Origin of the sequence: Streptomyces sp. NPDC008086, assembly GCF_042957325.1 — a bacterium.
Classification (GTDB): Bacteria; Actinomycetota; Actinomycetes; order Streptomycetales; family Streptomycetaceae; genus Streptomyces.
On the sequence record NZ_JBIBIA010000004.1, the window covers coordinates 120485 to 144951 of the forward strand.

24 protein-coding genes and 1 tRNA gene are annotated in these 24467 nt (G+C 71.1%); 15 read left to right on the plus strand and 10 right to left on the minus strand.

The annotated features are described in order from the left end of the window. The first annotated feature begins 278 nt into the window (after positions 1 to 278). Both ACFZBP_RS14735 and ACFZBP_RS14740 read left to right on the plus strand, forming a co-directional pair. Entirely contained in the window at positions 279 to 1511 is a 1233-nt protein-coding gene (locus ACFZBP_RS14735; protein WP_391413215.1) for an SUKH-4 family immunity protein, read from the plus strand. A gap of 5 nt (positions 1512 to 1516) precedes the next feature. Beyond that, positions 1517 to 2029, plus strand: coding sequence for a GNAT family N-acetyltransferase (locus ACFZBP_RS14740; protein WP_383458948.1), 513 nt, complete (start codon positions 1517 to 1519; stop codon positions 2027 to 2029). A gap of 61 nt (positions 2030 to 2090) precedes the next feature. Here ACFZBP_RS14740 and ACFZBP_RS14745 read toward each other — a convergent pair whose 3' ends face one another. The 3 genes from ACFZBP_RS14745 to ACFZBP_RS14755 form a co-directional block, all read right to left on the minus strand. Next, positions 2091 to 3356, minus strand: a complete 1266-nt coding sequence (locus ACFZBP_RS14745) for an LPXTG cell wall anchor domain-containing protein (protein ID WP_391413218.1) — start codon at positions 3354 to 3356, stop codon at positions 2091 to 2093. A gap of 123 nt (positions 3357 to 3479) precedes the next feature. Further along, positions 3480 to 4142, minus strand: coding sequence for a neutral zinc metallopeptidase (locus ACFZBP_RS14750; RefSeq protein ID WP_383458954.1), 663 nt, complete (start codon positions 4140 to 4142; stop codon positions 3480 to 3482). A 168-nt stretch (positions 4143 to 4310) separates the two neighbouring features. Next, positions 4311 to 4385 (minus strand) — tRNA-Cys (locus ACFZBP_RS14755). Between the two features lie 275 nt (positions 4386 to 4660). On the opposite strand from ACFZBP_RS14755, the gene ACFZBP_RS14760 reads away from it, so the two are divergent. From ACFZBP_RS14760 to ACFZBP_RS14795, 8 genes are all read left to right on the plus strand, one after another. Continuing rightward, complete coding sequence (locus ACFZBP_RS14760; protein ID WP_391413221.1) at positions 4661 to 6124, plus strand: MFS transporter; 1464 nt, start codon at positions 4661 to 4663, stop codon at positions 6122 to 6124. 32 nt (positions 6125 to 6156) lie between these two features. Continuing rightward, positions 6157 to 6354 carry a hypothetical protein gene (locus ACFZBP_RS14765; RefSeq protein ID WP_383458960.1) on the plus strand — a complete coding sequence of 66 codons (198 nt, stop codon included), beginning with the start codon at positions 6157 to 6159 and terminating at the stop codon, positions 6352 to 6354. Next, the gene (locus ACFZBP_RS14770; protein WP_391413224.1) at positions 6354 to 6722 is read left to right on the plus strand and encodes a Fic family protein; all 369 of its coding nucleotides are present in this window, start codon (positions 6354 to 6356) and stop codon (positions 6720 to 6722) included. The genes ACFZBP_RS14765 and ACFZBP_RS14770 overlap by 1 nt, the downstream gene beginning before the upstream one ends. Before the next feature lie 121 nt (positions 6723 to 6843). Next, a complete protein-coding gene (locus tag ACFZBP_RS14775; protein ID WP_391413226.1) occupies positions 6844 to 8637 on the plus strand; it encodes a DEAD/DEAH box helicase family protein in 1794 nt (597 codons plus the stop codon). A gap of 379 nt (positions 8638 to 9016) precedes the next feature. Next, positions 9017 to 9658 (plus strand): IclR family transcriptional regulator, encoded by a 642-nt coding sequence (locus tag ACFZBP_RS14780; RefSeq protein ID WP_383458968.1) that lies wholly within the window; start codon positions 9017 to 9019, stop codon positions 9656 to 9658. Positions 9659 to 9751: 93 nt separating this feature from the next. Continuing rightward, complete coding sequence (locus tag ACFZBP_RS14785; RefSeq protein WP_391413229.1) at positions 9752 to 10525, plus strand: chorismate synthase; 774 nt, start codon at positions 9752 to 9754, stop codon at positions 10523 to 10525. After that, positions 10522 to 11631 carry an o-succinylbenzoate synthase gene (menC, locus tag ACFZBP_RS14790; RefSeq protein ID WP_391413231.1) on the plus strand — a complete coding sequence of 370 codons (1110 nt, stop codon included), beginning with the start codon at positions 10522 to 10524 and terminating at the stop codon, positions 11629 to 11631. The genes ACFZBP_RS14785 and menC overlap by 4 nt, the downstream gene beginning before the upstream one ends. A 66-nt stretch (positions 11632 to 11697) precedes the next feature. Next, positions 11698 to 12489, plus strand: coding sequence for a S16 family serine protease (locus ACFZBP_RS14795; RefSeq protein ID WP_391413233.1), 792 nt, complete (start codon positions 11698 to 11700; stop codon positions 12487 to 12489). 40 nt (positions 12490 to 12529) lie between these two features. Here ACFZBP_RS14795 and ACFZBP_RS14800 read toward each other — a convergent pair whose 3' ends face one another. The 5 genes from ACFZBP_RS14800 to ACFZBP_RS14820 are packed head-to-tail and all read right to left on the minus strand — an operon-like array spanning position 12530 to position 16775. Continuing rightward, positions 12530 to 13489 (minus strand): glycine betaine ABC transporter substrate-binding protein, encoded by a 960-nt coding sequence (locus ACFZBP_RS14800; RefSeq protein ID WP_391413236.1) that lies wholly within the window; start codon positions 13487 to 13489, stop codon positions 12530 to 12532. Further along, complete coding sequence (locus ACFZBP_RS14805; protein WP_391414087.1) at positions 13486 to 14307, minus strand: ABC transporter permease subunit; 822 nt, start codon at positions 14305 to 14307, stop codon at positions 13486 to 13488. Before ACFZBP_RS14805 ends, ACFZBP_RS14800 begins: the two co-directional genes overlap by 4 nt. Positions 14308 to 14363: 56 nt before the next feature. Next, positions 14364 to 15602 (minus strand): betaine/proline/choline family ABC transporter ATP-binding protein, encoded by a 1239-nt coding sequence (locus tag ACFZBP_RS14810; protein ID WP_391413238.1) that lies wholly within the window; start codon positions 15600 to 15602, stop codon positions 14364 to 14366. Further along, positions 15592 to 16242 (minus strand): ABC transporter permease subunit, encoded by a 651-nt coding sequence (locus tag ACFZBP_RS14815; protein WP_391413240.1) that lies wholly within the window; start codon positions 16240 to 16242, stop codon positions 15592 to 15594. The genes ACFZBP_RS14810 and ACFZBP_RS14815 overlap by 11 nt, the downstream gene beginning before the upstream one ends. Before the next feature lie 53 nt (positions 16243 to 16295). Beyond that, positions 16296 to 16775, minus strand: coding sequence for an Lrp/AsnC family transcriptional regulator (locus ACFZBP_RS14820; RefSeq protein WP_383458994.1), 480 nt, complete (start codon positions 16773 to 16775; stop codon positions 16296 to 16298). Positions 16776 to 16902: 127 nt separating this feature from the next. Here ACFZBP_RS14820 and hppD point away from each other — a divergent pair, with 127 nt between their 5' ends. Further along, on the plus strand, positions 16903 to 18048 hold the full coding sequence (gene hppD, locus ACFZBP_RS14825; protein ID WP_383458997.1) for a 4-hydroxyphenylpyruvate dioxygenase: 1146 nt from the start codon (positions 16903 to 16905) through the stop codon (positions 18046 to 18048). Positions 18049 to 18162: 114 nt separating this feature from the next. Continuing rightward, positions 18163 to 18474: a hypothetical protein gene (locus ACFZBP_RS14830; RefSeq protein ID WP_391413243.1), complete on the plus strand. Its 312-nt coding sequence runs from the start codon at positions 18163 to 18165 to the stop codon at positions 18472 to 18474. A 12-nt stretch (positions 18475 to 18486) separates the two neighbouring features. Here the strand turns inward: ACFZBP_RS14830 and ACFZBP_RS14835 are convergent, their stop codons facing one another. After that, entirely contained in the window at positions 18487 to 19956 is a 1470-nt protein-coding gene (locus ACFZBP_RS14835; protein ID WP_391413245.1) for a tetratricopeptide repeat protein, read from the minus strand. 103 nt (positions 19957 to 20059) lie between these two features. Here ACFZBP_RS14835 and ACFZBP_RS14840 point away from each other — a divergent pair, with 103 nt between their 5' ends. Beyond that, positions 20060 to 21466, plus strand: coding sequence for an FAD-linked oxidase C-terminal domain-containing protein (locus ACFZBP_RS14840; protein ID WP_391413248.1), 1407 nt, complete (start codon positions 20060 to 20062; stop codon positions 21464 to 21466). A gap of 10 nt (positions 21467 to 21476) precedes the next feature. Here ACFZBP_RS14840 and ACFZBP_RS14845 read toward each other — a convergent pair whose 3' ends face one another. Next, the gene (locus ACFZBP_RS14845; protein WP_383454990.1) at positions 21477 to 21890 is read right to left on the minus strand and encodes an SsgA family sporulation/cell division regulator; all 414 of its coding nucleotides are present in this window, start codon (positions 21888 to 21890) and stop codon (positions 21477 to 21479) included. Between the two features lie 297 nt (positions 21891 to 22187). Here ACFZBP_RS14845 and ACFZBP_RS14850 point away from each other — a divergent pair, with 297 nt between their 5' ends. Next, positions 22188 to 23696: an RDD family protein gene (locus tag ACFZBP_RS14850; protein WP_391413251.1), complete on the plus strand. Its 1509-nt coding sequence runs from the start codon at positions 22188 to 22190 to the stop codon at positions 23694 to 23696. Positions 23697 to 23785: 89 nt separating this feature from the next. Continuing rightward, complete coding sequence (locus tag ACFZBP_RS14855; RefSeq protein WP_391413253.1) at positions 23786 to 24454, plus strand: RDD family protein; 669 nt, start codon at positions 23786 to 23788, stop codon at positions 24452 to 24454. Positions 24455 to 24467: the final 13 nt, after the last annotated feature.

A 24467-nucleotide genomic window follows, 5' to 3' on the forward strand; every position in this document is an offset into this window, starting at 1 on the left:
TCGTGCGTGCACTCCTCGGAGCTGACCGTGGTGGAAACCGTCGAGGCGGTTCTGGCGCAAAAGGGAACGTGTGAGGGTGGGCTGAGCGTCTACTGAGGTGAAGCGCTGTCATTGGGTGTGCCGGGCCGGGTGTGTTGTCCGCGGTCGGGCTGATCCGGGGGCGTTGTCAGTGGTGGCGCGTAGTGTTCTGGGCAGTGGGGACGGTGGCTGGGTCCGGCGGGCCGGGCGGTCGGCCGTGTCCTGCCCTGGGGCGGTGAGCAAGCGCATGCGGGGGAGCCATGAGCACGACGATCACGACACACACCGGTGATACGGCGATCATCCTGAGCGAGGCCGAGCTGGAGCCGTATGTCACGCACGCGGAGACGCGGCGCTGGCTGACGGGCCCCGGACTGCCGTACGACAGCGGCGTGTTGAGCTTCGCCGAGCTGTGCCGGGAGGACCGGGAAGGCCGCGAGGGCCGTGACGGCCGTGAGGTCCTGCGGACCGTGGCGGAGGCGACGGGCGATGCGGGCGGCCGGCTGGCGGCGGAGCTGCGGGACCAGCTGGTGATAGGCGGACTGCTGGGCCCTGGCGGCCTGGAGGCGGAGTCGGTCCTGCTGGACGGTGCGACGGGCGAGATCTCGACGACGTACTTCATGTACGACCGCCCCGACCTGATGGACCGCCGCGCGCTCGCCCCGTCGCTGCGGACGCTGGTCCGGTTCGCCGGGGCGACGGACGAACTGGCGGGCCTGCGCGGCCAGTTCGCGTCCTACGTCGGCCGGTACGGCCCGAAGGCGGTCGCGGAGGCCTCGCAGCACCTGCTGGCCGTGTTCGAGGACGGCACGGACGGCGAACCGGCGCCGTTCTGGAAGATGGCGGCGCTGATCCGCCCCCTCGCACTGGTGGCGGGCCGGGCCGGAGCGTCCGGGCTGGCCCTGGACCTTCCCTCGCGCCTGCTGGACCAGGAGTTCGGGCAGGGCAAGGTGGTGCGCTTCGAGGAGGTCGACTTCCCCGCCATGCTCGCCCACGAGCCGACCCGTCGCTTTCTGCGGGAGGTGGGCCTCCCGGAGAACGGCTTCCTGTTCACGCTGGACACCGACGTGCCGCTGCAGACGCTGGCCGAGTACTACGCCGACGAGGAGTGGGCCGCCGAACTCCCCGCCGGGGCCGGCCGCTTGATACGCCTCGGCCATCTCGTCGAGGACAACAGCCTCGTCATCGACGGCGAGACGGGCGCGGTCCTGAACTGGAGCGAGCCCGAGGCGAGACTGTTCCCGCTGAACACCGACGTCTCGACCCTCGCCTTCACGCTCTGGCTGCTCCACCGTGAGCAGGCGATCGACGAGGAGTCCGGCCACGAGCTGACGACCCCCGACACCTACGACCAGTTGGCCATCACGATGCTCCAGGTCCTGTCGGCGGTGGACCCGACCGGCACCCGGGCCGACGACGGCCGGCACTACTGGACGGAGGTCTTCCAGGACGAGGCGAGCGGGGTCTTCGAGTCGGTGGGCGGGGCGTGGTGACGGGAGTGGACGATGTGATCGTCCGCCCGGCGGAACCGGGCGAGTTGGCGGCCGTGGCGGGACTGCGCTGGCAGTGGATCCTGGAGAACGACGACACGGCACCGGAAGGCGTCGACCGCGACGCCTTCGTACGCCACTTCGTCACCTGGGCCGCGCAGAACGCGGGGTCGCACCGCTGCATGGTGCTGGTGAACAGTGCTGTAGGCGCTGACGGCGCCGATGGATCCGGGGTCGTCGGGATGGCGTGGCTGGCGGTGGTGCAGCGCGTACCGACGCCGCATGCGTTGCATCGGGCGTCCGGTGATCTCCAGTGCGTGTACGTGGTGCCGGAGGCGCGGGATGCGGGGTTGGGCGGTCGGCTGATCACCGAGACCCTGGCCCAGGCGAAGCGGCTGGGACTGGAGCGGGTCACCGTCCACTCCTCACCCCGGGCCGTCCCGGCGTACGCCCGCCAGGGGTTCGGGAACTCGCCGCGGCTGCTCCAGGCGCATGTCGCGCGGACGACGCCGTATCCCTGAGGCCGGTGGTGGCGCCGAGGGCCGCGGGGCGCCTCGGCCGCCGGCCTCAGGGCAGGTGGTGTCAGTCGGACTTGGCGGTGGCGGTGGCGCGGCGGCGGCGTACGGCCATGACCAGGACGCCGCCGAGGGCCGCGGCGGCGGCTGCGGCGCCGGCGATGAGCGGGGTGCCGTCGGAGCCGGTGCTCGCGAGGTTGCCGTCGACGGAGCCGGTGGTGGCGGCGCCGGTGGTGCCGCCGGTCGAGGTGCCTGCGGTGGTGCCGGCCGACGTGGTGCCCGTGCCGCCGGTGCTGCCGGCGCCGCCGACGGACTGGCCCTCGGGGTCGTTGCCGTTGCCGGCCGTGGTGGAGCCGTCGTCGGTCGGGTCGTCGGAGGGTGACGGCTCGGGCTCGTAGTCGGTCGGGATCGCGATGCGGATCTGGGCCTTGTCGTTGGCGGGGTTCTTGTCGAAGGCCGGGTGGATGTCGTAGACGGACGTCGCCTTCACCTCGCCGGTGGTGGTCTTCGTGTCGTCCTTGATGTCCAGCATGAAGGTGAAGGAGAGGGACTCGCCCACGTCGAGGGTGTGGTCGGCGGGCCAGCAGACGTACTTGGCCTTGCCAGGGGTCCCCCCGGGCCCGGACGGGCCGTCGATCCCGAACGGCGCGCACTCCTTCGGGACTTCGGCGGCGACCGTGCCCGGCGGGATCTGCACCATGAGTGCCGTCTGGTCGTCGCTGTCCTGGTTCTGGATCCAGCCGGGGCCGTCGTTGCGGAGCTTCACCGTGACGGACTGCCGGTCGCCCGCGAGGGCCTCCGTGTCCTCACCGATGGCCGCGAGGTCGGCAGAGCTGTCCGCGGTCAGGGTCAGCCGACGGTAGCTGTCGTCGAACCCCTCGCCCGGGGCGGCGCCGGTCGCCGAGGTGCCGTACTCGACTGCCTCCATCAGCGCGTGGGGCAGAGCCTTGAAGCGTATGGGTGTCTCCATGGAGGCGCCGGGTTCGATGACGGTGTCGAACTCGCAGAGCGCCTGCCTGGCCTGGTCCGCGATGGTCGAGTAGGTGCAGCCAGGCACCGTCTCGCCGGGGAAGTCGAGTCCTCGGGTCAGCCTGATCCGGAAGGTGACGCCGTCCGCTGCCGCGGTGCCCTTGTTGGTGATGACGACGGACTCGTCATACACGTCGCCGGGCTTGGGAGACGTGCGCGGCAGATTCGAGATCACCAGGGAGGGCTCGCCCTCCTCGGCGTGGGCCGAGGGCGCGAGGGCCGCGGGAACGGCCGCGACGACCGCGGTGGCGGCCACGAGGGCCGCCGAGTGACGGAGGTGCGAGGGGCGGATGCGCTGGCGCACGTGTTGGTCTCCTCGGGACAGGAAGCACGGCGACCGGAGGATTACCGTCCAGTCATGTCCTGGACATCCGGAAGCTGCCCAGGGTTGTGCCGCTGTTTGAGGAGATGCTGCGAAGAGGCGTCGCTAGGCCGTCAGGGGGAGACAGGCGTTGACGCCGCCGTTCAGGCCCCGGACAAAGGCCTTCATCCGCTGGTCGGCGTCCCCGTGGTCCTCCGGATTGGTCCAGGGGAGCTGATCGGAAACACTGTGTATCGCCTGCTCCAGTTCGTCGGCGTCCCCTTCCTCGAAGACGATCGATTCGTCCTCCTGGGCGCCCTGGAGTTCCGCTCCCGCGAGACAGTCGGCCTGCAGTTCCGTGGAGACTTCCTGCAATGTGACGTCCAGTCGGCTCTGTATCGCGTGGCCCCATTCATGAGCGACCACGAAATACACGTAACTGTCCCCGGTCGCATAACCCTCTTGCATCAGACCGACGTCCCACGCGAGAAAGTCCTCCGACGGGCAGTAGAGGGCATTTCCCGCCTCCAGCGGGACACCGTCGCAGGTCGGCGCGTCCGCCGCCGTGCCGTCGTACAGGCCCAACACCTGCGGCGGGGTGTAGCTTTCGGTGAAGTATTCCGCCCAGTGCTTCTTCCAGAACTCATCCACGCCCTGCACCGCCGCGTCGATGTCCTCCTGCATCGGATCGCCGTATCGCGCGGGCGCGCCGTATGCGTAACCTCCGCTGACGAGCAGTATCGGCGCGATCACTGCCGCGCATACGCGCATCCGGAATTTCCTGCTCATGGCTGACCTCGAACGGCATGAGGAAGTTTCGGCGTCGAACGCCGATCGCGAATCGCGAGGGCACCGCACGGGCACGCGGCGGACGCTGATATCCATTCAACACCCGCACTCCGTGGGCCGCATCCTCATGCGCCTCCAGGGGGACCCGCCCTCCTCCGGGTAGGTGTGTGGAGGCCGTGGCGGGATTCGAACCCACGTAACTCGCTTTGCAGGCGAGCCCCTGAACCACTCGGGCACACGGCCGTTACCGAGGTGAGCCATGGCCATGTTCCCGTGGGGAACCACTCGGGCACACGGCCGTCGGCAAGTCCGGTCCGTTTGGTGTGGTTTGGGCCGGGCTTGGTCGGTGGGTTGAGCGTATGCAGGGGGCTGGGTGGGGCTCAAGAGGGTCGGGGCTGGCGTCATGGGACTGCCATACCGCGTTCATGAAACGGCGGGGGTCGTACGACCAAGGTCGCAGGGCGGGGCCGGTCTCCCGACAGGGGTCAAAGTCGGTTGTGGCCCTTACGCTGGCGGTCATGACCGTCCTTGAACCGCGTGACGCCGATGTCACGAAGAACGCCGACGTCCCGCTGGTCCCCGAGGCCGAGGAGACCGTGCTGAGCAGGGCCTATCGGGCGCTCAGCGTCGGGATCGTGTCCGTCGTGCTGCTCATCGCCTTCGAGGCGACCGCGGTCGGGACGGCGATGCCGGTGGCGGCGCGGGAGCTGGACGGGGTGGGGCTGTACGCGTTCGCGTTCTCGGGGTACTTCACGACCAGTCTGTTCGGGATGGTGCTCGCAGGGCAGTGGTCGGACCGGCGGGGTCCGCTCGGGGCGCTGACGGCCGGGATCGCGGCCTTCGGCGCCGGGCTGCTGCTGTCCGGGACGGCGGGGGCCATGTGGCTGTTCATCCTCGGGCGGGCCGTGCAGGGGCTGGGCGGCGGGCTGGTGATCGTCGCCCTGTACGTCGTCGTCGGCCGGGCCTACCCCGAGCGGCTGCGACCGGCGATCATGGCGGCTTTCGCGGCGAGCTGGGTCGTACCGTCGATCGTGGGGCCGTTGGCGTCCGGGGCCGTGACCGAGCATCTGGGCTGGCGCTGGGTGTTCGTAGGGATCCCGGTGCTCGTGGTGTTCCCGCTCGCGCTCGCGCTGCCCCAGATACGGCGGCGGGCGGCGGGGCCGGTCGACGGCTCGGCGGGCAGCGCCTCCCCCGACCGGCGCCGGATCCGGCTCGCCCTCGGAATCTCCCTGGGCGCGGGGCTGTTGCAGTACGCGGCCCAGGATCTGCGGTGGCTCTCCCTCGTCCCCGGCGCCGCCGGCGTCGCCCTCCTCGTGCCGGCCGTGCTCGGACTGCTCCCGCGCGGCACGTACCGGGCGGCGCGCGGGCTGCCGTCGGTGGTGCTGTTGCGCGGGGTCGCGGCGGGGTCGTTCATCGCGGCCGAGTCCTTCGTGCCGTTGATGCTCGTCACCCAGCGGGGTCTGTCGCCGACGCTGGCCGGGTTCTCACTCGCGGCGGGCGGGGTGACGTGGGCGCTGGGGTCGTGGGCGCAGTCGCGGCCGCGGGCGGAGCCGTACCGGGAACGTCTGATGACGCTGGGGATGGTGCTGGTCGCCACCTCCATCGCCGCCGCACCCGCCGTGCTGATCGACTCCGTGCCGGCCTGGACACTGGCCGTGGCGTGGGCGTTCGGGTGCTTCGGGATGGGGCTGGTGATCTCCTCGACCAGCGTGCTGCTGCTCCAGCTCTCCGCGCCGGAGGAGGCGGGCACGAACTCCGCCGCGCTGCAGATCTCCGACGGCCTGTCCAACGTGATCCTGCTCGCGGTCGGCGGTGCCGCGTTCGCCGCGCTGGGCGGGGGGTCGGTGAGCCATACGGCGATGGCGGCGTCCGGCACGTCCGGCTCCCACCCGGTCGCCTTCGCCGCGGTGTTCCTGCCCATGGCCGGGGTGGCGCTGGTGGGGGCCTGGGTGGCGACGCGGTTGCGCAGCAAACCCCGGTGACACCAAGTGGTACCGCGTAGTACCGTCAAGGTATGGCTGGACTGAACCTGCGTTTTTCGGACGAAGAGCTCGACGCCCTGCGTGAGCGTGCGGCGGCGGAAGGGCGAAGCATGCAGGCCTTCGCGCACGACGCCGTGATCGCGGCCATAAACGAGCACTCACGGTTGTTCAACGAGGCTGCCGAGTACGTGCTGAAGGCCAGCGCCGAACTGAACCGGAGGCTCGCCTGATGCACTACCTCACTCTGCCCGAGCTGCTGAATCTGGCGCAGCGACTCGAGGCGGACGAGGTGCGCGACTACGGACTGCTGGATTCGGCACTGGCGCGTCCTCAGTCGAGCGTGTTCGGGCAGGACGCCTACCCGGACGTATGGCAGAAGGCCGCCGCGCTGATGGAGTCCCTCGCCCGCAACCATGCACTCGTCGACGGGAACAAGCGCATCGCCTGGTACGCGACCTGGGTCTTCCTGCACATGAACGGCCACCCCCTGGACTCGAACTTCGACGTGGACGAGGCCGAACGGTTCGTACTGGACGTCTGCCAGGGCGCGCTGGACGTGCCCAAGATCGCAGCCCAGTTGCCGCGCTTCGCGCGCTGAGTGTGACCTCGGTCCCACCCACGCGTGACCCGGCCCGGTCCGAGCGTCGGCCCCACCACCCCGCCGGTAGGGTGGCCCGGTCGTCATACCCAGCCGAGCCGCCCTACCCCTTTCGGAGACCGTGACTACCACCGCCGCCTCCTCCTCGCACCACCTATCCCCCGCCTTCCCCGGCCGCGCCCCCTGGGGCACCGCCAGCAAGCTGCGTGCCTGGCAGCAGGGGGCGATGGAGAAGTACATCCAGGAGCAGCCGCGTGACTTCCTCGCGGTCGCCACGCCCGGCGCCGGGAAGACGACCTTCGCCCTGACGCTCGCGTCCTGGCTGCTGCACCACCATGTCGTGCAGCAGGTGACCGTGGTCGCGCCGACCGAGCATCTGAAGAAGCAGTGGGCCGAGGCCGCCGCGCGGATAGGCATCAAGCTCGACCCCGAGTACAGCGCGGGGCCGCTCGGCAAGGACTACCACGGCGTCGCCGTCACCTACGCCGGTGTCGGCGTGCGACCCATGCTGCACCGCAACCGGGTCGAGCAGCGCAAGACCCTCGTGATCCTCGACGAGATCCATCACGCCGGTGACAGCAAGTCCTGGGGCGAGGCCTGCCTCGAGGCCTTCGAGCCGGCCACGCGCCGGCTCGCGCTCACCGGTACGCCCTTCCGGTCCGACACCAACCCCATCCCCTTCGTCACGTACGAGGAGGGCAACGACGGCATCCGGCGGTCCGCCGCCGACTACACCTACGGCTATGGCAACGCGCTCGCCGACCACGTCGTGCGGCCCGTCATCTTCCTCTCCTACAGCGGCAACATGCGCTGGCGCACCAAGGCGGGGGACGAGATCGCCGCCCGGCTCGGCGAGCCGATGACCAAGGACGCGATCAGCCAGGCCTGGCGTACCGCCCTCGATCCGCGCGGCGAGTGGATGCCGAGCGTGCTGCGCGCCGCCGACCAACGGCTGACCGAGGTCAGGAAGGGCATCCCGGACGCCGGCGCCCTCGTCATCGCCTCCGACCAGGACTCCGCCCGCGCCTACGCGAAGCTCATCCGCGAACTCACCGGCAGCAAGGCGACCCTCGTCCTCTCCGACGACGCCGGCGCGTCCAAGCGGATCGACGACTTCAGCGCCAACAACGACCGGTGGATGGTCGCCGTGCGGATGGTGTCGGAGGGCGTCGACGTTCCGCGGCTCGCCGTCGGCGTCTACGCCACCACCATCTCCACGCCCCTCTTCTTCGCGCAGGCCGTCGGACGTTTCGTACGGTCGCGCCGGCGCGGTGAGACCGCCTCCGTCTTCCTCCCGACCGTCCCCGACCTCCTCACCTTCGCCAACGAGATGGAGGTCGAGCGCGACCACGCCCTCGACAAGCCGAAGAAGGAGGGCGAGGAGGACCCGTACGCCGAATCCGAGAAGGAGATGGAGGAGGCGAACAAGGAGCAGGACGAGGACACCGGCGAGCAGGAGCAGTTCTCCTTCGAGGCGCTGGAGTCCGAGGCCGTCTTCGACCGGGTGCTCTACGACGGTGCCGAGTTCGGCATGCAGGCCCACCCGGGGAGCGAGGAGGAGCAGGACTACCTCGGGATCCCCGGGCTGCTGGAGCCCGACCAGGTGCAGCTGCTCCTCCAGAAGCGGCAGGCACGGCAGATCGCCCACAGCCGCAAGAAGCCGGACTCCGAGGCCGACCTGCTGGAGCTGCCCGCCGAGCGGCGGCCCGTCGTCTCGCACAAGGAGATGATGGAGCTGCGGAAACAGCTCAACACGATGGTCAGTGCGTACGTCCATCAGAGCGGGAAGCCGCACGGGGTGATCCACACCGAGCTGCGGCGCGTGTGCGGGGGGCCGCCGAGCGCGGAGGCGACGGCGGGGCAGTTGCGGCAGCGCATCGCCAAGGTGCAGGAGTGGGCCACGCGGATGAAGTGAGCGGTTCGGCAGGTTGTACGTCGGCCGCGGGTCGGTGGGGGCTTGTCGCGCCCACGCGGCGGAGCCGCAGATGGAGACAGCCCCGCGCCCCGAAGAAGCGGCTGCGCCCCGCTCCTTTCCGGGCAAATCGCCGTGGTCCGCACCCCGTGCTGACCGGATTCTGGACGGAGCCTTCCGCTCAGCGAACCGGCTTCGCTAATGTCCCGCTACGCACACGCCCCGTGGCAGCGCCGCCGCGGAGCGCAGCCGTGAAGCGACGCGGTTCGGGACCGTCCGAGCCGCCGGCCGATCGGCGGCCTCTCAAGCGCGTCGCTGACGGGACTCGGTGACGCATCCGTCGCGAGGGGGCTGCCGACCTCACCACTAAGGAGTGGGCGTCGTGACCGCGGAGACCTCTCAGACGCTCGACCGGGGACTGCGCGTCCTCAAGCTGCTGGCCGACACGGACCACGGGCTGACCGTCACCGAGCTATCCACCAAACTGGGCGTGAACCGGACCGTTGTGTACCGGCTGCTCGCCACGCTGGAACAGCACGCACTCGTACGCCGTGACCTGGGCGGTCGCGCGCGGGTCGGGCTCGGCGTGCTGCGCCTGGGCCGACAGGTGCACCCGCTGGTACGGGAGGCCGCGCTGCCCGCGCTGCGCTCGCTCGCCGAGGACATAGGGGCGACGGCCCATCTGACGCTGGTGGACGGCACGGAGGCGCTGGCGGTCGCCGTGGTGGAACCGACGTGGACGGACTATCACGTGGCCTATCGGGCCGGTTTCCGGCATCCCCTGGACCGCGGTGCCGCGGGCCGGGCCATCCTCGCCGCCCGGCAGCAGCCGCTGGACGACCCCGGATACACCCTGACCCACGGCGAGTTGGAGGCGGGCGCGAGCGGGGCGGCCGCGCCGCTGATCGGGGTCACGGGCGTAGAGGGCAGCGTGGGAGTGGTGATGCTGGCCGACGCGGTGCCGGAGCGGGTGGGGCCGCGGGTCGTGGACGCGGCCCGGGAGGTGGCGGAGGCGTTGCGCTGACGCGTACGCACACCGATCCAGCTCACGCGTGCGCGCACCGATCCGGACGACGGGCCCTATGCAGGGCCCTGAACCACCTCCGACACTCGTGTCATGACCTCGCTGAGCATCCGCACCGTCCACGAGCCCGCCGGGTTCGCCGCTGTTGCCGACTACTTCAGTGACGTATGGCAGACGCCCCGCAGCGCACCGCCCCTGCTGCCCGAGACGCTGCACAGTATCGCCCACGCGGGTGGGGCCGTGCATGCCGCGTACGACGGGGCGAGGCTGGTCGGGGCGTCCGTCGCGGTGTTCGGGCCGCCCGCGTCCGAAGAGACGTACTCCATGCTCACCGCCGCCGACCGAGGGCTCGGGAGCCACCTCAAGCACGCTCAGCGGGACTGGGCCCTGGCGCACGGGGCGCGCACCATGCGCTGGACCTTCGATCCGCTGGTCGGCCGGAACGCCCGGTTCAACCTCGTCAAGCTGGGCGCCGTGGGCACCGAGTACCTCGTCGACTTCTACGGCCCCATGGCGGACGGCGTGAACGACGGGGACGAGACCGACCGGCTGGCGGTGACCTGGGACCTGATCGAGCCGGCCCGGGACGAGGGCGCCGGCGGTCCCGGTGACCGCGAGGCCGCGCCCACCACCCACGCGGCCCCGGACGGCGGCCCGCTCGCCCGCCGCGACCCCTCCGACCGGTACGTCTGGTGCCGGGTGCCGGACGACATAGTGGCGCTGCGGGCCGCCGATCCCGAGCTGGCGCTGCGCTGGCGGCGGGCCGTGCGGGAGGTGTTCACGAAGGCCTTCGCCGACGGTTTCGTCGCGACGGGCATGTCCAGGGACGGCTGGTACACGCTCACCCGTCGGGAGGCCGCCTCGTGAACCTCGAACGCGTCGAACTCGTCCACGTCGCGATTCCGCTGGTCAGCCCCTTCCGTACGTCCTTCGGCACCATGACGACGAAGGACACCTTCCTGCTGCATGTCGTCACGGACACCGCCGAGGGCTGGTCGGAGTTCGCGGGCGACCCCGAGCCGCTGTACTGCTCGGAGTTCGTGGCCGGCGCGGAGATCGTGCTGCGTGACTTCCTGCTGCCGCGCGTCGCCGCGCTCCCGGTGCTCACCGCGGCCCGCCTCGCGCCCGCGACGGCCGGGATCAAGGGGCACGAACTGGCGAAGGCGGCGCTGGAGACCGCCGTGCTCGACGCGGAGCTGCGGTCGTACGGGATGTCGCTGGCCACGTATCTCGGGGCGGTGCGGGAGCGGGTGCCGGCGGGGGTGTCGGTCGGGATCCACCGGACGGTCGGCGAGCTGCTGGACGCCGTCGAGGGGTATCTCGCCGAGGGGTACGTGCGGATCAAGCTGAAGATCGAGCCGGGCTGGGATCTGGAACCCGTACGGGCCGTACGCGCGCGCTTCGGGGCGGAGCTGCCGCTCCAGGTCGACGCGAACACGGCGTACACGCTCGCGGACGCCGAGCATCTGCGGCGGCTCGACGAGTTCGGGCTGCTGCTGATCGAGGAGCCGCTGGCGGAGAACGACCTGTACGCCCACGCCCGCCTCCAGCAGCGCATCACCACGCCCGTCTGCCTGGACGAGTCCCTGCACAACGCCCGCGACACCGCGTCCGCCATCGCGATGGACGCGTGCCGGGTCGTCAACGTCAAGCCCGCGCGGGTCGGGGGATACCTGGAGGCGCGGCGGGTGCACGACGTGGCGTACGCGCACGGGGTGCCGGTGTGGTGCGGGGGCATGCTGGAGACGGGGATCGGCCGCGCCCCCAACCTGGCCCTGGCGGCCCTGCCCGGCTTCACCCTCCCCGGCGACACGTCGGCGTCCAGCCGTTACTTCGCCGAGGACGTCACGGAGCCGTTCGTGCTGGTGGACGGGCACCTTCCGGTCCCGCGGTCACCGGGCATCGGGGTGGAGCCGCTGCCGGAGGTGCTGCGGCGCTTCACCGAGGAACGCCGAGACCTGTACGTGATCTGAACGGGGCATCCTGGGCAGCTCCGACCTGCACCGGGCCGGATTCCGTCGCCACGTTAGATTGATCCCGTGTTCTCTCGTCTCACGCGCCCCCGGGCCGTCGCCGTCTGCGCTCTGCCGGTCGTGGCCCTGCTCGCCACGGCGGCCTTCGCGCCACTGCCGTTCTCGCTGACGCAGCCCGGTCTGACGGCGGACGTCCTGGGCGAGAACAAGGGCGAGCCGGTGATCACGATCTCCGGTGCGCCGACCCGGGACACCCGTGGTGAGCTGCGCATGACGACCATCGAGGCGACGTCCCCGGACACGGACGTGCGGTTCGGCGACGTGATCGACGCCTGGTTCAGCACGGAGAAGGCGGTCATGCCGCGCGACTCGGTCTATCCGAGCGGGCGGAGCCCCCGGGAGATCGAGCAGTACAACACCGAGCAGATGAAGGAGTCCCAGGACGCCGCGACCGAGGCCGCGCTGAACTACCTGGACCTCGACGGCAAGAACATCAAGGTCACCCTCACCCTCGCCGACGTGGGCGGCCCCAGCGCCGGCCTCCTCTTCTCCCTCGGCATCATCGACAAACTCGACGGCGACGGCACCGGCGGCGACCTCACCGGCGGCCGCACCATCGCCGGCACCGGCACGATCGACGCCGCCGGCAAGGTCGGCGCGGTCGGCGGAGTCTCCCTGAAAACCCAGGCGGCCAAGCGCGACGGCGCGACCATCTTCCTCGTCCCCAAGCCGGAGTGCTCCGACGCCAAGGCACAACTCCCGAAGGGTTTGCGCCTCATCCCGGTGACCACACTGAAGGGCGCGGTGAACGCCCTGGAGGCCCTGGAGAGCGGGAAGGGCTCGGTACCGAGCTGCTAGACGGGCCCAGGAGCGGCCCCCTCGCCGCCCCGCACGCCCCTCACTTCACGAACCCCTCCTCCTTCATCCAGTCCAACGCCACCTGATGCGGATCCTCCCCGTCCACGTCCACCTTCGCGTTCAGGTCCTGGGCCACGGAGTTGTTGAGCTTCTTGCTGATCGGGTCGAGGACCTTCGGGATGGAGGGCCATTTCTTGAGGGTGTGGGTGTTGATCATGGGGGCGGCGTTGTAGTTGGGGAAGAACTTCTTGTCGTCGGCCATGACGACGAGGTTCATCGACTTGATGCGGCCGTCCGTGGTGAAGACCTCGCCGTAGACGCAACTGCCCTTCGCGACCTGGGTGTAGATGATCCCGGTGTCCATCTGGGTGATGTTCCTGGCGGACAGGTTCATGCCGTACGCCTTCTCCATGCCCGGCAGCCCGTCCGCGCGGTTGGCGAACTCGACCTCGACGCACAGGGTCACCGCGCCGGGGTCGGACTTCGACAGGGCGGCGACCTCGGACAGGGTGTTCGTGCGGTACCTGCGGTGGTTGGCCTGGTTCATCGCGAGGGCGTAGGTGTTGTTCAGGGCGGAGGGCGCCAGCCAGGTCACCCCGTTCTTCGCGTCCTCCTTGCGCACCGCCTCCCACTGCGCCCGCGGGTCGGGGATAGGTTCGCTGCGGCCCAGGTACGTGATCCAGGCCGTGCCCGTGTACTCGTACCCGGCGTCGGCCTCCCCCTTGCGCACCGCTTCCCGGCTGCCGATGGACCCCTGGATGCCGGTGCGGTCGACCACCTTCGCGCCGGCCGCCTGGAAGGCGATGCCCATGATCGCGCCGAGGATCAGCTGCTCGGTGAACGACTTGGACGTCACCGTCAGCTCGGCCCCCTTCAACGGCTCGCCCCGTCCGACGGTGCCGGGCCGCACGTCGTCGGCCATGGGGGAGCCGCTGGTCAGACCGCACCCCGAGGGCGCCAGGAGCGCCGCCGCCAACAGGACACACGCGCCGCGCCTCATGACTCCAACCCCCGTGGCCGCAGCAGCACTTCCGCCAGCGACGCCAGCCAGTCCACCAGCAGGGCGAGGGCGACCGTGAGGACGGAGCCCAGCACCAGCACCGGCATGCGCTGGTTGGTGATGCCGGCCGTGATCAGCACACCCAGGCCGCCGCCACCGCCGAAGACCGCCAGGGTGGCCGTACCGACGTTCAGGACCAGCGCCGTGCGGACGCCCGCCAGGATCAGCGGGACCGCGAGCGGCAGCTCCACCCGGGTCAGCACCCCCGTCGGGGACATGCCGATGCCGCGCGCCGCCTCCAGCAGCGTCGGGTCGTTCGCCTTGAGGCCCGCGATCGTGTTGGACAGCACGGGCAGGACGGCGTACGCGATCATGCCGATCAGGGCGGCCCTCCGGCCGATGCCGAGCCAGATCACCAGCAGCGCGAGCAGACCGATCGCCGGGGTCGCCTGGCCCATGTTGGCGAACGCCATGGCCACCGGGGTCGCCTTCCGGAACGCCCGCCGGGTGAGCAGGATCCCCAGCGGGATCGCGATGATCAGCACGAAGAACGTGGAGATCACCGTCAGTTCGACGTGCTGCCACAGCGCCTTGGAGACCTGGCCGTTCGACAGCGCGTTCTCGGACACCGCGTCCAGGTCGGCCTGCTGGAACCACAGCCAGGTCGCCAGCAGCATCGCCACCAGCAGGGCGGGCACGAAGGTGAGCTTCTGCCAGCTCACCTTCCGGCGCGGGGGCTTGGCGGCGGTGGGGGAGGGGGCAGGGGAGGCGGAGGGGTCAAAGAGGTCGGAGGAGGGTGTGTCGGGGCCGCCCGTCACGTCGGCCGCGTCCGTCTCCTCCGGCGTCGCCCCCGTCCTCGGAGCCTCCGGGCCGCTCACGCCTTCCTCTCCCCTCCGTCGCCCTCCTGCTCGGCGTGCGTCAGGTCGGCCCGTGTCTCCTCCAGCTCGTGCTGCGCCTCCAACGCCTCGAGGCGGTCCGCCTCCAGCAGCTCGTGCACCGAGTTCATCAGCGTCTCCATGTCGACGACGCCCGTGTACTCACCGCGCCGCCCGGTCACCACGGCCCGCCCCGCGTTGTCGGTGAGGACCGCCTCCAGGGCGTCCCGCAGCGTGGCGTCCCGGGTCACCGTGTCGTGCACCAGCGTCCCGGCCCGCGCCAGCGAACCCCTGGCCCGCATCAGGTCACCGCGCCGCAGCCACTTGTACGGCCGCCGACGCTTGTCCAGCAGCAGGATCTCGTTGGTGCCGCTGGACCGGAGTCGGTTGAAGATCTCCTGGAGCGGGTCGTCGACGGTCACCGTCGGATAGTCGGTGATCTCCACATCCCGTACGCGGGTCAGGTTGAGCCGCTTCAGCGCCGCCCCGGCGCCCACGAACCCGGAGACGAAGTCGTCCGCCGGGTTGGTGAGGATCGCCTCGGGGGTGTCGAACTGAGCGATGTGGGACCGTTCGCGCAACACGGCGATCCGGTCACCGATCTTGATCGCCTCGTCGAAGTCGTGCGTGACGAAGACGATCGTCTTGTGCAGCTCGTGCTGCAACCTGATCAACTCGTCCTGGAGATGATCACGGGTGATCGGGTCGACGGCCCCGAACGGCTCGTCCATCAGCAGCACGGGCGGATCGGCGGCCAACGCCCTCGCCACCCCCACGCGTTGCTGCTGGCCACCGGAGAGCTGACGCGGATAGCGATGGTGGAACTCCCCGGGATCGAGGCCGACCAGGTCGAGCAGCTCCTCGACCCGGTCCCGGATCCGCGCCTTCGACCAGCCGACCATCTTCGGCACGAGCCCGATGTTCTGGGCGACCGTCATGTGCGGGAAGAGACCGGCGGACTGGATCGCGTAGCCCACCTTGCGGCGCAGCTTCACCGGGTCGATGTCGGTGACGTCCTCGCCGCCGATGCGGATCCGGCCGCCGGTCGGTTCGATCAGCCGGTTGATCATCTTGAGCGTGGTGGACTTCCCGCACCCGGAAGGGCCGACGAAGATGACCACCTCGCCCGCCTTGATCTCCATGTTCACGTTGTCCACGGCCGGCTGCGCGCTGCCCGGATACCGCTTGGTCAGGTTCTCGAGCTCGATGGAGGCGCCGTGGTGGTCGCTATCGGACACGGATCCCCCTGGGAATGGTCAGCCGCCCGATCAGGACGTACGCGGCGTCGAACAGCAGCGCCAGGACGATGATCCCCAGCGTGCCCGCGAGCACCTGGTTGAGCGCGTTCGCGCTGCCCAGCGAGGCCAGACCGCGGAAGATCACATTGCCGAGCCCGGGCCCGGAGGCGTACGCCGCGATGGCCGCGATGCCCATCAGCATCTGCGTCGAGACCCTGATCCCGGTCAGGATCGGCGGCCACGCCAGCGGCAGCTCCACCCGCAGCAACTGCGCGAGTCGGGACATCCCGATACCCCGGGCCGCGTCCACCAGCGCCGCGTCGACCCCGCGCAGCCCGACGATCGAGTTGCGCACGATCGGCAGCAGGCCGTACAGGGTCAGAGTGATCACCGTGGGCGGTACGCCCAGCCCCACGATCGGAATGAGCAGACCGATCATGGCGAGCGACGGAATGGTCAGAATGCCCGAGGTGGTGAGCGTGGCGAAGTTCCCGGCCCACTCGCTGCGATAGGTGACCACACCGATCAGCACCCCGAGCAGGGTGGCCACCACCATGCACTGGAAGACCGCACTGGCGTGCTGCCAGGCGTCGGCGAGCAGCTGCTGGTGGCGGTTGCCCAGGTACTCCCAGAAGCTCACACGGACTCACCCCACCAGGTCACGGGCCCCGGACCGGTCGTTCGGATCAGGCCCTAGCTCTGCTCCCGGTCCTCCGCCGCCTGCTCCACCAACGGGATGATCCGCAGCGGAACGGGGTTCTCCATCACGATCGCGGTAGAGGCCCGGACGATCCCATCGAAACCGACAACGCGGTCGATCACACGCTGGAGATCGGCGTTGGAACGCGCCACGAGACGGCACATCATGTCCCCGGTGCCGGTCGTGGTGTGCAGCTCCAGCACCTCCGGCACGGTCGCCAAGTGCGCCCGTACGTCGGCCCCTTGACCCTGCCGGATCTGCAGCGTGGCGAAGGCGGTGACGGGGTACCCGAGCGCGGCCGGATCGACCTCGGGACCGAACCCGCGGATGACTCCGTTCGACTGAAGCCGGTCCAGTCGAGCCTGCACGGTCCCGCGGGCCACCCCCAGCCGCCGGGACATCTCCAGCACCCCGATCCGCGGCTCCCGCGCCAGCAGCACGATGATCCGCCCGTCCAGATGATCGATCGCCACAGCAGCCTCCCGGGTGGGTGGTCATCCTGTACAGAAAGTCCGTCGAAGCAGGTCCCTCACTGAGCAGATTGCCCAGCCGGAAACCAATCTATTGCGCACCTTGCCGCATCGGAGTGAGGCTGCGCCTATGACGCAGACCACACACCACACTCCCGACACCGCCCGGCAGGCCGACCCCTTCCCGGTCAAGGGAATGGACGCGGTCGTCTTCGCCGTGGGCAACGCCAAGCAGGCGGCGCACTACTACTCGACCGCTTTCGGCATGCGTCTCGTGGCCTACTCCGGACCGGAGAACGGCAGCCGCGAGACCGCGAGCTACGTGCTGGAGAACGGCTCCGCCCGTTTCGTCCTCACCTCCGTCATCAAGCCAGCCACCACCTGGGGCCACTTCCTCGCCCAGCACGTGGCCGAGCACGGCGACGGCGTCGTCGACCTCGCCATCGAGGTCCCGGACGCGCGCCGGGCGTACGAGTACGCGCTGGAGCACGGGGCCACGTCCGTCACCGAGCCGTACGAGCTGAAGGACGAGCACGGCACCGTCGTCCTGGCCGCCATCGCGACCTACGGCGAGACCCGCCACACCCTCGTCGAGCGCACCGGCTACGACGGCCCGTACCTCCCCGGCTACGTGGCGGCGAGCCCCATGGTCGAACCGCCCGCCCAGCGCACCTTCCAGGCCATCGACCACTGTGTCGGCAACGTCGAGCTCGGCCGGATGAACGAATGGGTCGGCTTCTACAACAAGGTCATGGGCTTCACGAACATGAAGGAGTTCGTGGGCGACGACATCGCGACCGAGTACAGCGCGCTGATGTCGAAGGTCGTGGCCGACGGCACGCTCAAGGTCAAGTTCCCGATCAACGAGCCCGCCATCGCCAAGAAGAAGTCCCAGATCGACGAGTACCTGGAGTTCTACGGCGGCGCGGGCGTCCAGCACATCGCGCTCAACACGAACGACATCGTGGCGACGGTACGGACGATGCGCGCGGCCGGCGTCCAGTTCCTCGACACCCCGGACTCGTACTACGACACCCTCGGCGAGTGGGTCGGCGACACCCGCGTCCCCGTCGAGACCCTGCGCGAGCTGAAGATCCTCGCCGACCGCGACGAGGACGGCTATCTGCTGCAGATCTTCACCAAGCCGGTCCAGGACCGTCCGACCGTCTTCTTCGAGATCATCGAACGCCACGGCTCCATGGGCTTCGGCAAGGGCAACTTCAAGGCCCTGTTCGAGGCGATCGAGCGGGAGCAGGCCAAGCGCGGCAACCTCTGAGGCCTGTGCGAGGCCTGTGAGTTCGTAGAAAGCGCAACCATATCGGCCCGCTCGGGCCTCGCCGGTCGTGGGGGGGGGGCCGGGGGCCCCCCCCACGACCTCGGGGAGACAGGAGTGACCGAGCCCTTCGACCTGTCCGCGGCGGCCGAGCGCCGGCTGTGGAGACTCTGTACGTCCTCCAGCTCACCCGGGGCGGCTCCCCGGCCGACCGCCAAGCGCGGCAACATCCACCTCTCCTGCCTCGACATCCGCACCGGCGAACTGCTCGACCGGCAGCGCACCGAGGCCGGCTACTCCCTCGACCACCGCGAACCGGAGGACCTCGCCGTCCGCCGCGGCTCCGAGCCCCGGCTCTGCCTGGGCCTCGCGTCCGGGCCGGAAGAGGCCCGCAGGTTCTCCCTCCACTACAAGCCGCACACCGGCTGAGACGGCCGCAGGTCACTTCCGTCGCGGCTTGGCGTCCATGTCCGGTACGTCCTTCACGGACGGCTCCCCGAGCTCCTCCAGCGCTGCCTGCGCCAGCGGCACCCGCGTCGGCGAGAAGTGCGGATTGATCCGCAGCGCCTCCTCCAGGTGCCGTCGCGCGGGCCCCGCCATCTCCAGCGACCGCTCGATCATCCCCAGGTGATAGGCGTACAGCGCGCTGCGCACCCCGCCCCCCTTCTGCCGGTCGGTCGCACGCCGGGCGAACTTCAGCGCCTCCTCGTCCTCCCCGGCCCGGTGCAGCGCCCACCCCAGCGCGTCGGCCACCGCGATCCCCGGCTGCCGACGCCACTCGACCCGGAGCCGCCGCACGGCCATCTCCGTGTCGCCGTGGTCCGCCTCGAAGAGGCCCAGCACCAGTTCCTCGTCCACCCCGCCGGCCGCCGCCCGCGCCGCCCGCTCGCGCAGCAGGTCGTACTGCACGCGGGCCGCCTGCCCCAGCCCCAGTGACTCGTACAACTCACCCAGTTCCAGGGCGTATTCGGGCAGCGGCTGCTTGGCGAGGGCCGCCCGGTAGGCGTTCAGCGCCTCCGTCGAGCGGCCCTGGGCCGCCAGCGTCCGCCCCTGCCCGGCGAGCGCGGCCCGCTGGTCGGGGTCGAGGCGCACCGCCTCCTGGAAGTGGCGCAGGGCCACCTCCAGGTCGCCGCGCTCCCAGGCGAGTTGCCCGGCCCGTTCGAGATACGCCGCCCGCTCGGCCGGGGCCTCGGTGGCCGCCGCCGCGTCGGAGAGGGCCGCCGCCGCGTCCTCCCGCCAGCCCCGGTCCCGGTAGAGGGCCGCCGCCCGGGCCTGCACCGCCGGACCCGAGCGCAGCTTCAGCAGCCGGTCCAGGGTCCGCTTGGCGGCCTTGTAGTCACCCATCCCGGTCTGCGCCTCGATCAGCGGCGGATACGTCGTCCACCGCTTCCGGTCCACCTTCAGCGCCGCCTCGCCCCAGGTCCGCGCCGCGTGGAAGTCCCGCCGGGCGTTCGCCAGCGCCGCCATGCCGTCCAGCGCCTCGACGTTGCGCTCCCGCACCCGCAGCGACGCCCGCAACGCCTTCTCGGCCTTCGGGTAGTTCGCCGGGTCCGCGGTCCGCCGCCCCAGTTCGACGTACGCCGCCCCCAGCACCGCCCACGCCCGGGCGTCCTGGGGATGCGTCCGCAGATGGGTCTCGCGCTCGTCGATCAGCACCGCCAGATCGGGCAGCGCGGCGGTCACTCCCGTGGTCACGGCGGTCAGCGCCTGCGCCCCCGGTGCCGGCGGCGCCGCCCGCGTCCCGCCCGGCCCCCACGGCCACAGCGTCAGCACCCCGCCGAGCACGGCACACCCCGCGACGGCGGCGACCAGCACGCGCAGCCGTTTGCGCGGACGGCGGTCCGACGGTCCCTGCCGGTCCTTCGACGCGTCGTTCTCGGACCCGGCGTTCTGGGGGGCGCTGTTCTCCATGGCGATCACTGTGCGTGAAACCTTGCGCCAATACGACGACCACACCCGTCCGACCCCGGCTGCCGTACATGGGGTTCACACCGATGGCCCCGGGTGTCACGCTGTGATCATGAGCCGTACCGAAGCCGCACCCGACCAGGCCCTGGGTGACCTCACCGAGCGGCTGCTCGCGGGTCTGCCCGCCGAGGCCGTCCTCACCGACCCCGACATCACGGCCTCCTACGCCAACGACATGGCCAGCTTCTGCCCGGCCGGCGCCCCCGCCGTGGTCGTGCTGCCGCGCACGGTCGAAGAGGTCCAGCACGTCATGCGCACCGCCACCGAGCTGCGCGTCCCGGTCGTCCCGCAGGGCGCCCGCACGGGCCTGTCGGGCGGGGCCAACGCCTCCGACGGCTGCATCGTGCTGTCCCTGACCAAGATGGACCGGATCCTGGAGATCAACCCCGTCGACCGCATCGCCGTCGTCGAGGCCGGTGTCATCAACGCCACCCTCTCCCGCGCGGTCGGCGAACTCGGCCTGTACTACCCGCCGGACCCCTCCAGCTGGGAGATGTGCACGATCGGCGGCAACATCGGCACGGCCTCCGGCGGCCTGTGCTGTGTGAAGTACGGGGTGACGGCGGAGTACGTCCTCGGCCTGGACGTCGTCCTCGCCGACGGCCGCCTGATGACCACCGGCCGGCGCACGGCCAAGGGCGTCGCCGGATACGACATGACCCGCCTGTTCGTCGGCTCCGAGGGCTCGCTCGGCATCGTCGTACGGGCCGTCCTGGCGCTGAAGCCGCAGCCGCCGCAGCAGCTGGTGCTCGCCGCCGAGTTCGCGACCGCGGCGGCCGCCTGCGACGCGGTGTGCCGGATCATGGAAGGCGGGCATGTCCCGTCGCTGCTGGAACTGATGGACCGTACGACGGTCAAGGCGGTCAACGGCATCGCGAACATGGGGCTGCCGGAGACGACCGAGGCCCTCCTCCTGGCCGCCTTCGACACCCCGGACCCCGGCCCCGACCTCGCGGCCGTCGGCGCGCTGTGCGAGGCGGCCGGCGCCACCCAGGTGGTCCCGGCGGACGACGCGGCCGAGTCCGAACTCCTGCTCCAGGCAAGGCGGTTGTCCCTCACCGCACTGGAGGCGGTGCGGGGCGTGACGATGATCGACGACGTGTGCGTGCCCCGGTCCCGGCTCGCCGACCTGATCGAGGGCGTCGAGCGGATCGCCGACAAGCACCAGCTCACCATCGGCGTCGTCGCCCACGCAGGCGACGGCAACACGCACCCCACCGTCTGCTTCGACGCGACCGACGCCGACGAGTCCCGGCGCGCCCGCGAGTCCTTCGACGAGATCATGGCGCTCGGCCTGGAACTCGGCGGCACGATCACCGGTGAGCACGGCGTGGGCGTCCTGAAGAAGGAGTGGCTGGCGCGCGAGATCGGCCCGGTCGGGGTCGAGTTGCAGCGCGGGATCAAGCAGGTCTTCGACCCGCTGGGCATCCTGAACCCGGGCAAGCTGTTCTGACCGGCAGGGCTCACTGGGCGAGCAGCTGGTCGAGCGCGTCGTCGATCCCCAACTGCTCGCCCTCGGACCCCGGCGGCACCAGCCGCAGCGTCCGCTCCAGCCAGGCCGACACCTGCGCCGCCGGCGCCTCCAGCAGCGCGTCCCCGCCGGGCGAGCTCAGCCCCATGAGCACCAGGCTGCGCCCGTCCACCCTCGACGGCCACACCCGCACGTCCCCGTGCCCGCTCGGCCGGAACACCCCCTCCACGAGCAGATCGCGGGAGAAGGTCCAGTGGACCGGGTGGTCGGAGTTGATGTGGAAGGCGATGTGCACGGCGTACGGGTCGTCGCTGTGATAGCTCAGCAGCGCCGGCACGGGGATGCTCCGCTCGGGCGACAGCACGAGCCGCAACTCCAGCTCGCGCTCCACGACGGTCTGATGCATGGCGTCCACGTCCTCTCTCGTGACTCGTACGAGCCCTGGGAGCGGGCCCGTACGAGTGGAGAGGGAGCAGGGCCCCGGATCATTACGCGACTTCCCGGAATTTTTTCCCCGCCCCCCTCCCAGCCCTGCCCCAGCCCGGCCCCGAGCCCCTTTCAGGTCGGGCTCCGCTCGTGTGCAGTACGTGTGCGAGGTTGCCCGGAAAGGAGTGGGTCCTACGGGACGGGCGGTGCTTGTTGCGTCGGTCTGATAGATGTGGAGGCCCCTATTTGACCCACGAGCAGATACCGGACGACGGACATGAGCGCCCCAACCCCGGCCCCCGGTGACGACAGGCCCCGCGAAGGGTATTACCCGGACCCGTCCATTCCTGGATATGTCCGGTACTGGAACGGCACCTCCTGGGTGCCGGGCACCAGCCGTCCGGCGCCGACGGACGGCGAACCGCTCGCCCCGCCGCCGGGCGCCCACCCGGACGGGCCCGCCGCCGCCCCGGCCGCCTCGGTCGAGGAGACCGGCCCGCACTTCTTCGACGAGGAACCGGAGCGGGAACCCGCGTCGGGCCAGGCCCAGCACGGCAGCCGCCCGGAGCCGGCGTCCGCGTGGGGCGCCGACCCCGCGCACCAGGCCGGCTTCGGCGGTGACCAGGACCACCGCGTCTCCTGGGGCGCCCAGCAGGAGCCAGACCCGAGGGACCCGCGCGCTGCGGCCCAGCCGGACGGCTCGGCCGCCGTCCAGCCCGTGGAGCCGGACGCCGACTCCACGGGCGCCGCCTCCGGGGACACGTTCATGATCCGTCGGCCCGTGCCGGGCGCGGCGCAGTCCTCCGGCACCGGCATCCCCGCGCCCGCCGACGGCACCATGGCCATCCGCGCGGTGTCCCCGCGCACGGGGGCGCAGGGCGGAGGCACGGGCGCGTCCGCCGGATCGGGCGCCGCACGTACGGACTCCGCTGCCGGCGCCCCGCAGGGCCCCGGCTTCGCCGCCGGGAAGGCTGCCGCCGAACGGGCCGCCGTGGCCCAGGGACAGGCCCAGACGGCCGCCGGAGCCGCGGCCGCCGCCCAGGCGGCCGGCGCCTCCCCCACGGCCCTCTCCGGCCCACAGCAGGCCCAGCAGGCGGCCGCCCCGAGCATCCCCCAGCAGTCGGGCGGGCCCCAGCCCGCGGCCGCCGCCTCCGGCGCGCCGATGACGTCGGGCCCGGGGGGCGGCCAGTCCTCCTGGGCGCAGCAGGTCCACCGGCTCGCGGGCCCCGGCGAGGACCAGCCGGTCGCGCCGTGGAAGCCCCCGACCCTGGACCCGTTCCAGGCGGCCGCGATGCGTCAGGCCGCCGCCCGCCCCGCCGGCCTCGGCAAGCGGCTGGCCGCACGGCTGCTGGACACCGTCGTCCTGGCCGCGGTCACCGCGGTGGCCGCCGTACCGCTCGGCACCAAGGCACTCGACCACGTCAACGGCAAGATCGACGCCGCCAAGCTGTCCGGCGAGACCGTCACCGTGTGGCTGCTCGACGGCACCACGTCGGTCTACCTCGGCATCATCCTGGCCGTCCTGCTCCTGTTCGGCGTGGCCTACGAGGTCCTGCCCACCGCCAAGTGGGGCCGCACGCTGGGCAAGAAGCTGCTCGGCCTGGAGGTGCGGGACATCGAGGCCCACGAACCCCCGGAGTTCGGCGCGGCCCTGAAGCGCTGGCTCGTCTACAGCATCCCCGGCCTGCTCGTCGTCGGCGTCGTCGGCGTGCTGTGGTGCGTGTTCGACCGGCCCTGGCGCCAGTGCTGGCACGACAAGGCGGCGCGTACGTTCGTCGCGGGCTGACCGCATACCGCAAACGGCCCGGAGGATTCCGTACCCCGGACGGCCCCGCGCCGGATGCGAAGCCGGACGGTTCGCGGTCGACTCGGGCCATGAGCAGCGAACCGCCTCCCGGCTCCGGTCAGCAACCCCCGGAAGAGGATCCGTTCAGGAAGCAGCCCCCGCCGTCCGAGGGTGCCGGTTCGGGTCCGCCGTACGGTGACCAGCCCCCGTACGGCGGCCAGCCCCCGCCCTACGGGGGAGGCCCCTACGGCGGCGGTCCCTACGGCGGTGACCCGTACGGCGGCGGGCCCGCCGACCCCCTCGCCGGGATGCCGCCGCTCGCCGACAGCGGCAAGCGCACACTGGCCCGCATCATCGACATGATCCTGGTGGGCGTCGTCGTCTGGCTGCTCACCTGGGGATTCGGCGTCACCGAGTACGACGTCGACACCGACCAGGTGGAGTACGGCAAGTCCCTCCTGCAGTCGGTGGTCGCCGCCGTGCTGTTCATCGGCTACGACACCGTCATGACCGCGAGGACGGGACAGACGCTCGGCAAGAAGCTGCTCAACCTGCGCACGGCCAACCTCGACAACGGCGCCACCCCGTCCGTGCAGACCTCGCTGATCCGGGCGGCGGTGCTGTGGATCCCGTTCGCGTTCTGCTGCGCCTGCATCTGGACCGTGATCTGCGGCGGCTGGAGCTTCTTCGACAAGCCCTACAAACAGGGCCTGCACGACAAGGCGGCGAAGACGGTTGTCGTCAGCACCGGCAACTAGGGCGTGTCGGCAG